The organism is Pseudomonas sp. 3296 (genome assembly GCF_031456615.1).
GTDB classification, from domain to species: domain Bacteria; phylum Pseudomonadota; class Gammaproteobacteria; order Pseudomonadales; family Pseudomonadaceae; genus Aquipseudomonas; species Aquipseudomonas mucoides.
This window is the reverse complement of the sequence record NZ_JAVDUY010000002.1, coordinates 484,909-498,512: the sequence shown is the minus strand read 5'-3', so window position 1 is coordinate 498,512 and position 13,604 is coordinate 484,909. Positions and strand designations below refer to the sequence as shown.

At 60.2% G+C, this 13,604-nt stretch carries 12 protein-coding genes; 8 read left to right on the top strand and 4 right to left on the bottom strand.

The window, feature by feature from the left end; genetic code table 11:
- Positions 1 to 107: 107 nt before the first annotated feature.
- Positions 108 to 461: a YkgJ family cysteine cluster protein gene (locus J2X66_RS06755; protein WP_007947437.1), complete on the top strand. Its 354-nt coding sequence runs from the start codon at positions 108 to 110 to the stop codon at positions 459 to 461.
- Positions 462 to 517: 56 nt separating this feature from the next.
- Here the strand turns inward: J2X66_RS06755 and J2X66_RS06750 are convergent, their stop codons facing one another.
- A complete protein-coding gene (locus tag J2X66_RS06750; protein WP_003177284.1) occupies positions 518 to 1,006 on the bottom strand; it encodes an Lrp/AsnC ligand binding domain-containing protein in 489 nt (162 codons plus the stop codon).
- Positions 1,007 to 1,163: 157 nt separating this feature from the next.
- Here J2X66_RS06750 and dadA point away from each other — a divergent pair, with 157 nt between their 5' ends.
- The 6 genes from dadA to J2X66_RS06720 all read left to right on the top strand — a co-directional run bounded on the left by dadA (position 1,164) and on the right by J2X66_RS06720 (position 7,297).
- Complete coding sequence (gene dadA / locus J2X66_RS06745; protein ID WP_046031107.1) at positions 1,164 to 2,468, top strand: D-amino acid dehydrogenase; 1,305 nt, start codon at positions 1,164 to 1,166, stop codon at positions 2,466 to 2,468.
- On the top strand, positions 2,440 to 2,793 hold the full coding sequence (locus tag J2X66_RS06740; RefSeq protein WP_027926366.1) for a RidA family protein: 354 nt from the start codon (positions 2,440 to 2,442) through the stop codon (positions 2,791 to 2,793). Before dadA ends, J2X66_RS06740 begins: the two co-directional genes overlap by 29 nt.
- 96 nt (positions 2,794 to 2,889) lie before the next feature.
- The gene (gene alr / locus J2X66_RS06735) at positions 2,890 to 3,963 is read left to right on the top strand and encodes an alanine racemase (RefSeq protein ID WP_310262449.1); all 1,074 of its coding nucleotides are present in this window, start codon (positions 2,890 to 2,892) and stop codon (positions 3,961 to 3,963) included.
- Positions 3,964 to 4,091: 128 nt separating this feature from the next.
- Entirely contained in the window at positions 4,092 to 4,640 is a 549-nt protein-coding gene (locus J2X66_RS06730; RefSeq protein ID WP_007947433.1) for a cupin domain-containing protein, read from the top strand.
- A gap of 183 nt (positions 4,641 to 4,823) precedes the next feature.
- On the top strand, positions 4,824 to 5,240 hold the full coding sequence (locus J2X66_RS06725; RefSeq protein WP_027926368.1) for a cytochrome c5 family protein: 417 nt from the start codon (positions 4,824 to 4,826) through the stop codon (positions 5,238 to 5,240).
- Between the two features lie 134 nt (positions 5,241 to 5,374).
- Positions 5,375 to 7,297: an acetyl-CoA hydrolase/transferase C-terminal domain-containing protein gene (locus tag J2X66_RS06720; RefSeq protein WP_310262446.1), complete on the top strand. Its 1,923-nt coding sequence runs from the start codon at positions 5,375 to 5,377 to the stop codon at positions 7,295 to 7,297.
- A 130-nt stretch (positions 7,298 to 7,427) separates the two neighbouring features.
- Here the strand turns inward: J2X66_RS06720 and J2X66_RS06715 are convergent, their stop codons facing one another.
- Together J2X66_RS06715 and rep are read right to left on the bottom strand one after the other, a co-directional pair.
- Positions 7,428 to 8,000 carry a xanthine phosphoribosyltransferase gene (locus J2X66_RS06715; RefSeq protein ID WP_027926370.1) on the bottom strand — a complete coding sequence of 191 codons (573 nt, stop codon included), beginning with the start codon at positions 7,998 to 8,000 and terminating at the stop codon, positions 7,428 to 7,430.
- An 84-nt stretch (positions 8,001 to 8,084) separates the two neighbouring features.
- Positions 8,085 to 10,094, bottom strand: a complete 2,010-nt coding sequence (gene rep, locus J2X66_RS06710; protein ID WP_027926371.1) for a DNA helicase Rep — start codon at positions 10,092 to 10,094, stop codon at positions 8,085 to 8,087.
- A 263-nt stretch (positions 10,095 to 10,357) separates the two neighbouring features.
- Here rep and J2X66_RS06705 point away from each other — a divergent pair, with 263 nt between their 5' ends.
- Positions 10,358 to 12,031: a bifunctional diguanylate cyclase/phosphodiesterase gene (locus J2X66_RS06705; protein ID WP_310262440.1), complete on the top strand. Its 1,674-nt coding sequence runs from the start codon at positions 10,358 to 10,360 to the stop codon at positions 12,029 to 12,031.
- Between the two features lie 46 nt (positions 12,032 to 12,077).
- Here the strand turns inward: J2X66_RS06705 and J2X66_RS06700 are convergent, their stop codons facing one another.
- On the bottom strand, positions 12,078 to 13,472 hold the full coding sequence (locus J2X66_RS06700; protein ID WP_310262437.1) for a NorM family multidrug efflux MATE transporter: 1,395 nt from the start codon (positions 13,470 to 13,472) through the stop codon (positions 12,078 to 12,080).
- Positions 13,473 to 13,604 lie beyond the last annotated feature (132 nt).

Here is a 13,604-nt window from a genome sequence, read left to right as displayed (position 1 = left end):
GCATAAGCCGGACCTTCTGGCACGGGCAACATTGGTCGGCTGCTGCTGTATGGATCGGCGCCTTTGCTGCAGAATCGCGCTCTATTCCGCTTTTGGTCACCGCTTCAATGAGCTGCAACAGTCAGAAAATCCGTACGCTTCGCCAACAGATTCCCTCGTTCGAGTGCGTGCCCGGCTGCCATGACTGCTGTGGACCGGTGACCACCTCGCCGGAAGAAATGTCCCGCCTGCCGCGCAAGACCCGCGCCGAGCAGGACGCGGCGATGGATGAACTCAATTGCGTGCACCTGGGGCCGAACGGCTGCACGGTGTATGACGAGCGTCCGCTGATTTGCCGGCTGTTTGGCACCACCAAGACCTTGCCATGCCCGAATGGGCGCGGGCCGGTGGAGCTGATTCATCCGCGGGTGGAGAAGCAGATTCATGAGTACATGGCTTCTACCCGGCAAGTACTTGTTTGAATCCATTCAGGTAGACCGAGTGGCCTGCGATGGGGCCGGGTTGGCCACCGAATATCTCAATCCGGAATCGGCAAACTCAAGCTCTCTTTCACCTCTTCCATCACGATATAGCTCTTGGACTCGCGCACATGCGGCAGCTTGAGCAGGATGTCTCCCAGCAGCTTGCGGTACGAGGCCATCTCGGAAATCCGTGCCTTCACCAGGTAGTCGAAATCCCCTGACACCAAGTGGCATTCCAGCACATGGGGCAGTTTCAGCACCGCGCGTCGGAACTCTTCGAAGGTATCCCCGGATTTGTAGTCCAGGCTGATCTCGACGAACACCAGCAGACTACCCTTCAAATGTTGCGGATTGAGCCGGGCGTTGTAGCCCATGATGATCCCTTCGCGCTCCAGGCGCCGCACCCGCTCAGTGCAAGGCGTGGTAGAGAGCCCGACCTTTTCCCCCAGCTCCGTGAACGAGATGCGTCCGTCCGCTTGCAGGATCCGCAGAATGTTGCGGTCGATCTTGTCCAGCTCTCGTTTGGTCTGAGTGTTGGTACGCATAGGGGATGCGCCTCCGTGAAAAGGGTTTTTGCCGAGAATTGTCGCCAAATATAGCTGCTTATATAGTGAAAAACACTGGCAAATCTTTTTTACACTGCGCACATCACTGCTTGAATACAACACACGTCAGCGGTCAGCCGCGATGAGGGATATGAAAATGCGCGTTATGGTCTTGGGTAGCGGCGTCATCGGTACCGCCAGTGCTTACTATCTGGCTCGTGCCGGGTTTGAAGTGGTGGTGGTGGACCGTCAGCCGGCCGCTGCCATGGAGACCAGTTTCGCCAACGCAGGCCAGGTCTCGCCGGGCTATGCCTCGCCGTGGGCCGCGCCGGGCGTGCCGCTCAAAGCCATCAAGTGGCTGTTGCAGCGCCACGCACCGCTGGCGATCAAGGCCACGGCCGACATCGACCAATACCTGTGGATGGCGCAGATGCTGCGCAACTGCACCGCCAGCCGTTACGCGGTGAACAAGGAGCGCATGGTCCGCCTGTCCGAGTACAGCCGTGACTGCCTCGACGAGTTGCGCGCCGAAACCGGCATCGCGTACGAAGGCCGCAGCCTCGGTACGACCCAACTGTTCCGCACCCAGGCTCAACTCGACGGCGCCGCGAAAGACATCGCCGTGCTGAAAGAGTCCGGCGTTCCGTTCGAACTGCTCGACCGCGCCGGCATTGCCCGCGTCGAGCCAGCGCTGGCCAGCGTCACCGACATCCTCGCCGGTGCCCTGCGCCTGCCGAACGACCAGACGGGCGACTGCCAGATTTTCACCACCCGCCTGGCCGAAATGGCCGTGAAACTGGGGGTGGAATTCCGTTTCGGCCAGGACATTCAGAAACTCGACTACGCCGGTGATCGCATTAACGGCGTGTGGATCGACGGCAAGCTGGAAACCGCTGACCGCTACGTGCTGGCACTCGGCAGCTACTCGCCGCAATTGCTCAAGCCGCTGGGGATCAAGGCGCCGGTATACCCGCTCAAGGGTTACTCGCTGACTGTGCCGATCACCAACCCGGCCATGGCCCCGACCTCGACCATTCTCGACGAGACCTACAAGGTCGCGATCACCCGTTTCGACAACCGCATCCGCGTCGGCGGCATGGCGGAGATCGCCGGTTTTGACCTGTCGCTGAACCCGCGTCGGCGCGAAACCCTGGAGATGATCGTCAACGACCTTTATCCTCAGGGCGGCGATCTGGCCCAGGCCAGTTTCTGGACCGGTCTGCGTCCGACTACGCCGGACGGCACGCCGATCGTGGGCGCGACCCCATTCAAGAACCTGTTCCTGAACACCGGTCACGGCACACTCGGCTGGACCATGGCGTGTGGCTCCGGCCGCTTGCTGGCTGACCTGATGGCCAAGAAGACGCCGCAGATCAGCGCCGAAGGCCTCGATATTTCCCGTTATGGCAGCAAACCCCAGGAGTCCGCAAAGCATGGCAATCCAGCGCCAGCTCACCAATGAGCGCATGAGTCAGATCGTCAGCCACAATGGCACCGTGTATTTGGCGGGGCAGGTCGGCGATGACTTCAACGCCGGGATTGAACAGCAGACTCGCGATGTCCTCGGCAATATCGAGCGCTTGCTGGATCTGGCTGGGACTGACAAGCAGCATCTGCTGTCGGCGACGATCTACCTGAACGACATCGAAGCGCACTTTGCCGGGATGAACTCGGTGTGGGACCAGTGGCTGCCCAAAGGCGCCGCACCGGCCCGTGCCACCGTCGAAGCGAAGATGGCCAAGCCGAGCATCCTGGTTGAGATCTCCATCGTCGCCGCGTTGCCCTGACCGTTTCAAAAATCCCTCTGCCGGTGCTGTTGGCGGTTCCCGCCGCCAGCCAGCGCCGGTTTTTTTATTCCCATGACCGCCTAGAAGTCTGCCGCCATGCGCCCAGCCCGTGCCCTGATCGACCTTCAAGCCCTGCGTCACAACTTCCGTATCGCCCGTGAACTCACCGGGGCCAAAGCCCTCGCGGTGATCAAGGCCGATGCCTACGGCCATGGCGCGGTGCGTTGCGCCCGGGCGCTGGAAGCCGAGGCCGACGGTTTTGCCGTGGCCTGCATCGAAGAGGCGTTGGAACTGCGCGCGGCGGGTATTCGAGCGCCGGTGTTACTGCTGGAAGGGTTCTTCGAAGCCGATGAGTTGGCGCTGATCGTCGAGCATGATTTCTGGTGCGTGGTGCATTCGCTGTGGCAACTCGAAGCCATAGAGAAAGCCACACTGAGCAAACCGATCACGGTCTGGCTCAAGCTCGACTCGGGCATGCATCGCGTCGGTCTGCATCCAAAGGATTATCAGGACGCCTATCAACGGCTGCTCGCCAGCGGCAAGGTCGCGAAAGTGGTGCTGATGAGCCACTTCGCCCGGGCTGATGAGCTGCACGAACAGGCCAGTGCCGAGCAGGTCGCGGTATTTGAAGCTGCGCGCAAAGGTTTGTCGGCGGAAGTCAGCTTGCGCAACTCGCCGGCCGTGTTGGGCTGGCCGCAGATCCCAAGCGATTGGGTTCGCCCCGGTATCATGATGTACGGCGCGACGCCGTTCGAAGAAGCCAACACCGTGGCGGCCCGCCTGCAACCGGTGATGACCCTCGAATCCAAAGTGATTTGCGTGCGTGAACTGCCGGCCGGCGAGCCGATCGGTTACGGCGCCAAATTCATTACACCCAAGCCGATGCGCGTAGGCGTGGTCGCCATGGGCTATGCCGACGGTTACCCGCGTCATGCACCGACCGGTACGCCGGTCATGGTGGCCGGGCAACGCAGCCAGTTGATCGGCCGGGTGTCGATGGACATGCTCTGCATTGACCTGACCGATGTACCGCAAGCCGGCCTCGGTTCGACCGTCGAGTTGTGGGGCAAGAACATCCTCGCCAGCGATGTGGCGGCAGCGGCGGACACAATTCCTTATCAGATCTTCTGCAACCTGCGCCGGGTGCCACTGCTCTATTCCGAGGGCTGACAGCTCGCGGGCCGCACCGAAAGTCGCCTCGCTCCACAGGATTCAGGTCCAAGTGTTGTAAATACTGAACGCTGTCGCCATGATAACGCTCAATATTCCAACAACCTGAATCCCTGGAGGCGCAAGCATTGGACGTCGGTGAACGACTGCAATCCATCCGTAAGCTCAAAGGCCTTTCGCAGCGTGAGCTCGCCAAGCGCGCGGGTGTCACCAACAGTACGATTTCGATGATCGAGAAGAACAGCGTCAGTCCCTCGATCAGTTCTCTGCGCAAAGTACTGGGCGGGATTCCCATGTCCATGGTCGAGTTCTTTTCTGAAGAAATCCTGCAGGAAAAACCGACGCAGATCGTCTACAAAGCCAACGAGCTGATCGATATTTCCGATGGCGCCGTGACCATGAAACTGGTCGGTCGGGCACACCCGAGCCGGGCTATCGCGTTTCTCAATGAAATCTACCCGCCAGGCGCCGACACCGGTGACGAGATGCTCACCCATGAGGGCGAGGAAACCGGCATTTTGGTGGAAGGTCGACTGGAACTGGTGGTCGGGCTGGAAACTTTTGTGCTCGAGGCTGGCGATAGCTACTACTTTGAAAGTACCAAGCCGCACCGTTTCCGAAATCCGTTCGATGCGCCGGCGCGACTAATCAGCGCAGCGACTCCGGCGAATTTCTGAGTAAAGAAGGCGCCCTGCCAGTCAGGCCGAGGCACCCGGGCGGTTTTTCCGCTGCAGCATAAGACCCCTTCGACTTTGGGGTTGTTTCAGTGTGGCGGGCTTACCGCTATACTTGCGCCCGCCTGCGAACCGTGGCCGTAGGCGTGACTAGCCACCATTGAGGGTGAACGCGTGAACCTAATTATGAAAATGCTGGCTGCACCAGCAACCGTATTGGCCCTATGGGCTGTCAGCGCTCAAGCTGCGACGAACGACGATATTGCCAAACGCCTTGAACCGGTCGGTCAGGTCTGTGTACAGGGCAAAGAGTGCAAGGGGATGGAAGTTGCTGCCTCAGCGGGCGGTGGCGGCGGTGCCAAGACCCCGGACGAAGTGATTGCCAAACATTGCAACGCTTGCCACGGTACTGGCCTGTTGGGCGCACCGAAAATCGGTGATGCGGCTGCCTGGAAAGAACGAGCCGATCACCAGGGTGGCCTAGACGGTATCCTGGCCAAGGCCATTACCGGTATCAACTCGATGCCGCCTAAAGGTACCTGTGCCGATTGCTCGGATGCCGAGCTCAAAGGCGCCATTCAGAAAATGTCGGGCCTGAAATAAGCCGACATCTTCAGTAAAAAACCGCTTTCGAGCGGTTTTTTTATGCCTGCGATTTACGCCTGAGGCTATTCATTGCAGCAAAGACCCGGCAAGCTCGGTCCAACCCCGATTCACGGAATGTAAGGGAGGATCAGATGGTGCAGCTGTGTTCTATCGAGCAAGCGGTCGATGACGTACTGGCGCGGTTGCCGGCGCACATTCACATGGGCCTGCCCCTCGGCCTTGGCAAACCCAACCACTTCGTCAACGCGCTGTACCGGCGCATCGCGCAACTGCCGCAGCGGCAACTGACGATCTACACCGCCCTGTGCCTGGGCCGTCCGTCACTGGGTGACGGTTTGCAGAAGCGCTTTCTCGAACCCTTTATCGAATGCGTATTTGGCGATTATCCGGAACTGGATTTTCTCGCCGGACTGCAACGCGACAACCTGCCGCCGAACATCCATATCCAACAGTTCTTCATGCAGCCGGGCAGCCTGCTGCATAGCGCATCGGCCCAGCAGGATTACGTCAGCAGCAACTACAGCCATGCCGCGCGGGACATCAACGCTGCCGGTTTGAACCTGGTCGCGCAGTTGGTTGCGAGCCACTCCGAGCGTCCGGATCGTTTGAGCCTGAGCTGCAACCCGGACATCACCCTCGACCTGTTCCCGATGATCGCCAAACGGCGGGCGGCGGGGGAGACGATCCTGCTGGTGGGCCAGGTGCATAACGATTTGCCCTACATGCCCGGTGACGCTGAAATCGGCATCGACACCTTCGATTTGCTCATCGATGAAAAGGACAGCAGCACGTTGTTCTCGACGCCGAACATGCCGGTCGGATTCCAGGATCACTTCATCGGCCTGCACGCCAGCACATTGGTACGCGACGGCGGCACGTTGCAGATCGGCATCGGTTCCATGGGTGATGCACTGACAGCGGCGTTGCTGGCACGGCAAGCCGACAATGGCGGTTACAAGGCCTTGCTGGCGGACGTGAATCTGAGCCAGTGGGCGCAGTTGATCGACCGTGAAGGTGGTCTCGAACCGTTCGCCAAAGGCCTGTACGGTTGCAGCGAAATGTTCGTCAACGGCTTGCTGGTGCTGGCCGATGCCGGGATCGTGCGGCGCAAGGTGTATCCCGATGTGCCGACTCAACAACAGGCGAATGCCGGCACCCTCGACGAAGCCGTGCAAACCGACGGCATCTCAGTGCACGGCGGTTTCTTCCTCGGGCCGCGCAGTTTCTACGAGCGCCTGCGCGAGCTGCCGCAAAGCAAACGTCTTGAATTCAACATGACCCGCATCAGCTACATCAACGAACTGTACGGGCAGGAAGAGCTCAAGCGTTTGCAGCGCCTGGATGCGCGGTTCATTAACACCGTGTTCACCATGACCCTGCTGGGTGCTGGCGTGGCCGATCAGCTTGAAGACGGACGCGTGCTGAGCGGCGTGGGCGGGCAATACAACTTCGTTGCCCAAGGCCATGCGCTGGAGGGCGCGCGTTCGGTGTTGCTACTGCGCAGCTGGCGCGAGGCGGGTGGGGACGTCAGCTCGAACATCGTCTGGCAGTACGGCCACTGCACGATCCCAAGGCACCTGCGCGACATTGTGGTCACCGAATACGGCATCGCTGACTTGCGCGGCAAGACCGATGCGGCGGTCATCGAGGCGTTGCTGAACATCAGCGATTCGCGGTTCCAGTCGGGGCTGATCCAGCAAGCCCAGAGCGTGGGCAAGCTGCCGAAAGACTTTCGCCTCGACCCACGCTTCGCCGACAACAGCCCGGAGCGTTTACAGGCGATTCAGGCGCGGCACCCGAACCTGTTTCCAGAATATCCACTGGGCTGCGATTTCACTGAGGTGGAGCGCGATGTGTTGCGGGCGCTGAACTGGCTGAAGAGCAAGTTCAAACTGACGGAGATTCTGGAACTGGGCAAAGCGGCACTGGATGCGCCAGAGGCCTCGATGTTTCCCGAGCACCTGGAGCGGATGCAGCTGACCAACCCTGACGGGTTGAAAGAAGACTTGTTCCAGCGCTTGCTACTCGCCGGCCTGAAAGCCACCACACAATAACAGCCACCCCAAAACCACTGTAGGAGCCGGGCTTGCCCGCGATGAGGCCATAACATGCAACATTGATGTTGTCTGTTCAGCCGCCATCGCGGGCAAGCCCGGCTCCCACAGGTTCGGTGGTGTAACTGGTTTATTCGATGAAGGTCACGACACCGCCGGCCAGCGACTGCACACGAGCCAGCGACTCAACGCGATAGCCCTGCGCATCCAGTTCCGCACGCCCGCCCTGGAACGACTTCTCGATCACGATACCCAGGCCCGCCACGGTCGCGCCGGCCTGTTTGATGATCGAGATCAGCGCTTGCGATGCTTTACCGTTGGCCAGAAAGTCATCGATGATCAGCACGCGGTCGCTGCTGGTCAGGTGACGCGGGGAGATCGCCACGGTGCTTTCAGTCTTCTTGGTGAACGAGTAAACGGTCGCCGACAGCAGGTTTTCAGTCAGGGTCAGGGACTGTTGCTTGCGGGCGAAGATCACCGGCACGCCGAGGTTCAGACCGGTCATGATCGCCGGAGCGATGCCCGAGGCTTCGATGGTGACAATCTTGGTGATGCCCGAGTCCTTGAACAGTGCGGCGAATTCGTCGCCGATCAGCTTCATCAGGGCCGGGTCGATCTGGTGGTTCAAAAAGGCGTCTACCTTCAGGACCTGATCGGAAAGCACGATGCCTTGTTCGCGGATTTTCTGGTGCAGTGCTTCCATGAAGCGTTCCTCTACTGGCGCCAAATGCGCCTAGTTTGTAAAAAGTGTTCGGTTAAAAATGCTTTGATTAAAAAGTGCTCAATTCTAGCGCTTTAACATCGCGCGTATATCCGCCAATGCGGTATTTCCGCGAACGGCTTTGACTTCAACCGGCGTGTCGTCGTTGCCTTCCCACGCCAGATCGTCCGGCGGCAGTTCATCGAGGAAGCGGCTCGGCGCGCAATCGATGATCTCGCCGTACTGCTTGCGCTTGGCGGCGAAAGTGAAGGCCAGGGTCTGACGCGCACGGGTAATCCCGACGTAGGCCAGGCGGCGTTCTTCTTCGATAGTGTCGGCTTCGATGCTGGAACGGTGCGGGAGAATTTCCTCTTCCATGCCCATGATGAACACGTACGGGAATTCCAGGCCTTTGGAGGCGTGCAGTGTCATCATTTGCACACCTTCCGCACCGTCTTCCTCTTCCTGCTGACGCTCCAGCATGTCGCGCAGCACAAGCTTGCCGATGGCGTCCTCGACGGTCATCTCGCCTTCTTCGTCCTTCTCCAGCGTATTTTTCAACGCCTCGATCAGGAACCAGACGTTGCCCATGCGGTAATCGGCGGCCTTGTCACTGGAGCTGTTGGTGCGCAGCCAGTTCTCGTAGTCGATGTCCATGACCATGCTGCGCAGCGCCGAGATCGGGTCTTCGCCAGAGCACTGCTCGCGCACCTTGTCCATGAAGCGCTTGAAACGCGACAGGCGATCGGTGAAGCGCGTGTCCAGATGCTCGCCCAGGCCGATTTCGTCGGTGGCGGCGTACATCGAGATTTTGCGTTCGGTGGCGTAGTTGCCGAGCTTTTCCAGAGTGGTCGAACCGATTTCACGGCGCGGAACGTTGATCACCCGCAGGAAGGCATTGTCGTCGTCCGGGTTCACGATCAGGCGGAAGTAGGCCATCAGGTCCTTCACTTCCTGACGTCCGAAAAAGCTGTTGCCGCCGGACAGGCGATACGGAATCTGGTGGTGTTGCAGCTTCAGCTCGATCAGCTTGGCCTGATAGTTACCGCGATACAGGATCGCGAAATCACTGTATGGGCGGTCCGTGCGCAAGTGCAGGGTCAGCAATTCCACCGCCACGCGCTCGGCTTCGGCGTCTTCGTTGCGGCAGCGGATCACGCGGATCTCGTCGCCGTGGCCCATCTCGCTCCACAGCTGCTTTTCGAATTCGTGCGGGTTGTTCGAGATCAGCACGTTGGCGCAACGCAGGATGCGGCTGGTGGAGCGGTAGTTCTGCTCCAGCATCACCACTTTCAAGGACGGGTAGTCATCCTTGAGCAACATCAGGTTTTCCGGGCGCGCACCGCGCCAGGCGTAGATCGACTGGTCATCGTCGCCGACCACGGTGAACTGGTTACGCGTGCCGATCAGCAGTTTCACCAGCAAATACTGGCTGGCGTTGGTGTCCTGGTATTCGTCCACCAGCAGGTAGCGGACTTTGTTCTGCCACTTTTCGAGGATGTCGGCGTGTTCCTGGAACAGCTTGACCGGCAGCAGGATCAGGTCGTCGAAGTCCACCGCGTTGAACGCCTTGAGCGTGCGCTGGTAGTGGGTGTAGACGATGGCGGCGGTCTGCTCCTTGGGGTTGCGCGCGTTTTCCAGGGCTTCGGCGGGCAGGATCAGGTCGTTTTTCCACGAGCCGATCATGTTCTTGATCTCGTCGACGCCGTCGTCGCCCGCGTATTCCTTCTGCATGATGTCGGTCATCAAGGCTTTGACGTCGGTCTCGTCAAAAATCGAGAAGCCCGGTTTGTAGCCCAGCCGCACGTGTTCCTTGCGGATGATGTTCAGCCCCAGGTTGTGGAAGGTGCACACCGTCAGGCCACGGCCTTCGCCGCCCTTGAGCAGGGTGCCGACCCGTTCCTTCATCTCTCGCGCGGCCTTGTTGGTAAAGGTCATGGCGACGATGTACTGGGCGCGGATGCCGCAATTCTGGATCAGGTGGGCGATCTTGCGCGTGATCACACTGGTCTTGCCGGAGCCTGCGCCGGCGAGCACCAAAAGAGGGCCGCCGACGTAGCTCACGGCTTCTTGCTGCCGGGGATTGAGTCGGGACATACGGAATTCAGGGAGTCATTTATGAAATGGGCCGGCATTTTAACAGGCTCAGCGAATTGTGCTGCTCTGTCCGACTTGTGACGCAACACACTTTCTCTAATTGCCGGTTTTGTTACTTTCAAGCAGGATGCGCGGTGAATTTGCGGCTAATGTTCGTATTCCTGACACAAAGTCACGTTTGACAACTTATGACATTTGGTCATTGGTTAGCGGCGCGGCATAATGCCTGCCGCCTACATCTTTGCAGAGTCTAGGGAGCTAGCTTGTCTACGCCTGTCGAACCCTTGCGTTTGCTGCTACTGGCCGAAGAGCCAGCGTGGGCAGCGTTGTTGCGCGAGTGTCTGGCTCCGATGGGGAGCTCGGCCGTGCTCATCAGCGCGCCGAACTGGGAGTCGGTCAGCAGTCTGTTCGATGACAATCGCCATGCGGTGTTGTTGACTGTTCCTGCACTTCAGCCGCTACCAGGCCGTTGCAGCTTGCCGACGGTGTTGTTGCTCGAACACGAGCCACTGATGCCGCCCGATGGTGTGAGTGACTGGCTGGTGCGTGACCTGCTCGATGCCGGGATGCTGCGTCGTTGCCTGCGGCATGTGCGCGAGCGTGGCCTGCTGGAAAACACCCTGCAACGCCTGGCTGAGCAAGATCCGCTGACCGGCATCGCCAACCGCCAGGGCTTCCAGACCCTGCTGGCTGCGCGTCTGGCGGAAAACGAAGGCCGTGGCCTGGCCCTCGGTCACCTTGATCTCGACAACTTCCGTCACGCCAACGATGCCCTCGGCCATCAGGCTGGCGACCGCTTGATCCTGCAAGTGGTCGCGCGGCTGAAAAGCCAGCTTGAGGCCGGCGATCAACTGGCGCGCCTGGGCAGCGATGAATTCGCCTTGCTGATCGACACCCGCCGCGCACCTCAACGTGCTGAATGGATGGCCGAGCGCATCACCGAAGCGCTGGCCGAACCTTACTGGGTCGACGGCGAAAGCCTGTTGATCGGTTCCAGCCTGGGCATCGCCCACGCCCGGGCCCAGGCCGGCGCCGACCCGCTGATGTGGCACGCGCACATCGCCATGCAGCAAGCCAAGAGCACCCAGGGCTGCACCTTCCACATTTTCAACGAACGCATCAACCGCAACGCCCGTAGCATGGCCGACCTTGAAAGCGAGCTGCGCCGTGCCTTGCGCCGTGACGAGCTGGAACTGCATTACCAGCCGCGCCTGAACATGGCTGACGGCCAGATCGTCGGCCTCGAAGCCTTGGTGCGCTGGCGTCATGCTGAGCGCGGTCTGCTGCCACCGAGCGAATTCGTGCCGCTGGCCGAGCAAAGCGGTTTGATCGTGCCGCTCGGTTACTGGGTGATTTCCCGGGCGCTGCGGGATATGCAGGCCTTGCGCGAACAGGGCCTGCCGCCGCTGCACATGGCGATCAACCTGTCATTCCGGCAGTTCCAGGACAGCCAGTTGCTCTCGACGCTGAGTCGGTTGATTGCCGAACGCGGCGTCGAAGCGCAGTGGCTGGAGTTCGAACTGACCGAAACCGCGGTGATGCGTCGCAGCGATCTGGTCAAGCAAACCATGGACGCCCTCGGACGCCTGGGCGTGCGCTTCTCGCTGGATGACTTCGGCACCGGGTTCTCGTCCTTCGTGCACCTCAACAGCCTGCCGATCGCCTTGCTCAAGGTCGACAAGAGCTTTGTCGGTGGCATGGAAGAGCGTGAAGAGAACCGCAAACTGGTCCACGCCATGATCAACCTGGCGCACAACCTCAACCTTGAGGTCGTCGCGGAAGGGGTGGAAACAGCGGAACAGCTGGATCTGTTACGCGGGTTTGGTTGCGATCAGGTGCAGGGATATCTGATCAGCAAGCCGTTGCCGTTGGCGGAATTGGTTGAGTACCTGACCTACGGCAGCAGCCAGCAGTCGATGATGGAAGTCGTGAACTAACCACAATCTAAATGTGGGAGCGAGCAAGCCCGCTCCCACATGGATTTCACTCAGCCTGAGCGATCTTGAAGCCTTGAGATTGAGGCTCCTGCCGAATCATCCGCTTCATCTTCCATTCAAACGCCAGTGTCAAACTCACCGCCGCGCACGCCAGTCCCAGCGCCAATCCCCACCAGACGCCCGTCGGCCCCCAATGAATATGGAAAGCCATCCACCACGCGGCTGGTGCGCCAATCAGCCAGTAACAGCCCAACCCGACCAGGAACGTGGTCTTGGCGTCCTTGAGCCCGCGTATGCAGCCCATGGCGATGGTTTGCGTACCGTCGAACAGTTCGAACCACGCCGCCACCGCCAGCAGGCTCACAGCCAGTTCAATCACGGGGCGGAACGCCGGGTCGTTGTGGTCGAGGAACAGGCCGATCAACTGATTCGGCAGAAACCAGAAGACCATCGCAAAGCCCAGCATCGCCGCGGCGCCGAAGGCAATGCCGACCCGTCCGGCCAACCGTGCATCCAGTAACTGCCCGGCGCCATAGTGCTGGCCGATGCGCATGGTGATCGCGTAGGAAAGCCCTGCCGGAATCATGAACGCCACCGAAACGATCTGCAGGGCGATCTGGTGCGCGGCCAGTTGCGTGCTGCCCATGGTGCCCATGCACAACGCGGCGAACGCAAACAGTCCGACTTCCACCGCGTAGGTGCCGCCAATCGGCAGGCCGAGGCGCCACAGCTCCTTCAGGTACTGACGGTTTGGCCGCGACAGGCCCTCGCGCAACGGATACGCGTCATACGCCGGATGCCGGCGGATGTGCAGGGCCAGCGCCACCGCCATCAAGTTAGCGACAATCGCTGTCACCAGACCAATGCCCATCAGACCCAGTTTTGGCAGGCCGAACATGCCGGTGATCAACGCATAGTTGAGCAGGAAGTTGGCCACGGTGCCGCCGAGGCTGATAACCATCACCGGCGTCGCCCGGCCAATGGCGCTGGTAAAACCGCGCAACGCCATGAAACTCAGGTAACCGGGCAGGGCGAACGGCAGGATTGTCAGAAACTGCCCGGCGGCGTGCACGTTGGTCTCGGTCTGGCCGAACAGCAGCAACACCGGTTTGAGGTTCCACAGCAGCAGCCCGGCCACCAAGGCCATCAACCACGCCAGCCACAATCCGGCCTGGGTCAGTCGTGCCGCGCCGATAATGTCACCTGCACCCTGACGAATCGCCACCAAGGTGCCGACCGCCGCAATCACGCCGATGCAGAAAATCGACACGAACGAGTACGTCGCCGCCCCCAGACCACCGCCGGCCAACGCTTCGGGGCTCAGGCGCGCCATCATCAAGGTGTCGGTGAGGACCATCAGCATGTGCGCCAACTGCGAGGCAATCAGCGGGCCCGCCAGCCGCAGGATGGCCCAGAGTTCAATACGCGCTGGATGCTTCATGGTCATCACGCTCAATTATCAAAGAGGACTGCAAAGCGTCGATTCTCGGCGCTTCACAGGGTTTGCACAAAGGGATAAAAAGGATGGGTAGCATGAGTCAGACTCATGCTGAACAGATTCTGCTACGGTAGC

Coding starts and splice junctions, on each gene's coding strand:
- J2X66_RS06750 (WP_003177284.1), bottom strand. CDS start 1,006: ATGCGTACCAACACTCAGACCAAACGAGAGCTGGACAAGATCGACCGC.
- J2X66_RS06715 (WP_027926370.1), bottom strand. CDS start 8,000: ATGGAAGCACTGCACCAGAAAATCCGCGAACAAGGCATCGTGCTTTCC.
- J2X66_RS06740 (WP_027926366.1), top strand. CDS start 2,440: ATGGCAATCCAGCGCCAGCTCACCAATGAGCGCATGAGTCAGATCGTC.
- J2X66_RS06700 (WP_310262437.1), bottom strand. CDS start 13,472: ATGAAGCATCCAGCGCGTATTGAACTCTGGGCCATCCTGCGGCTGGCG.
- J2X66_RS06725 (WP_027926368.1), top strand. CDS start 4,824: ATGAAAATGCTGGCTGCACCAGCAACCGTATTGGCCCTATGGGCTGTC.
- rep (WP_027926371.1), bottom strand. CDS start 10,094: ATGTCCCGACTCAATCCCCGGCAGCAAGAAGCCGTGAGCTACGTCGGC.
- J2X66_RS06720 (WP_310262446.1), top strand. CDS start 5,375: ATGGTGCAGCTGTGTTCTATCGAGCAAGCGGTCGATGACGTACTGGCG.
- dadA (WP_046031107.1), top strand. CDS start 1,164: ATGCGCGTTATGGTCTTGGGTAGCGGCGTCATCGGTACCGCCAGTGCT.
- alr (WP_310262449.1), top strand. CDS start 2,890: ATGCGCCCAGCCCGTGCCCTGATCGACCTTCAAGCCCTGCGTCACAAC.
- J2X66_RS06755 (WP_007947437.1), top strand. CDS start 108: ATGAGCTGCAACAGTCAGAAAATCCGTACGCTTCGCCAACAGATTCCC.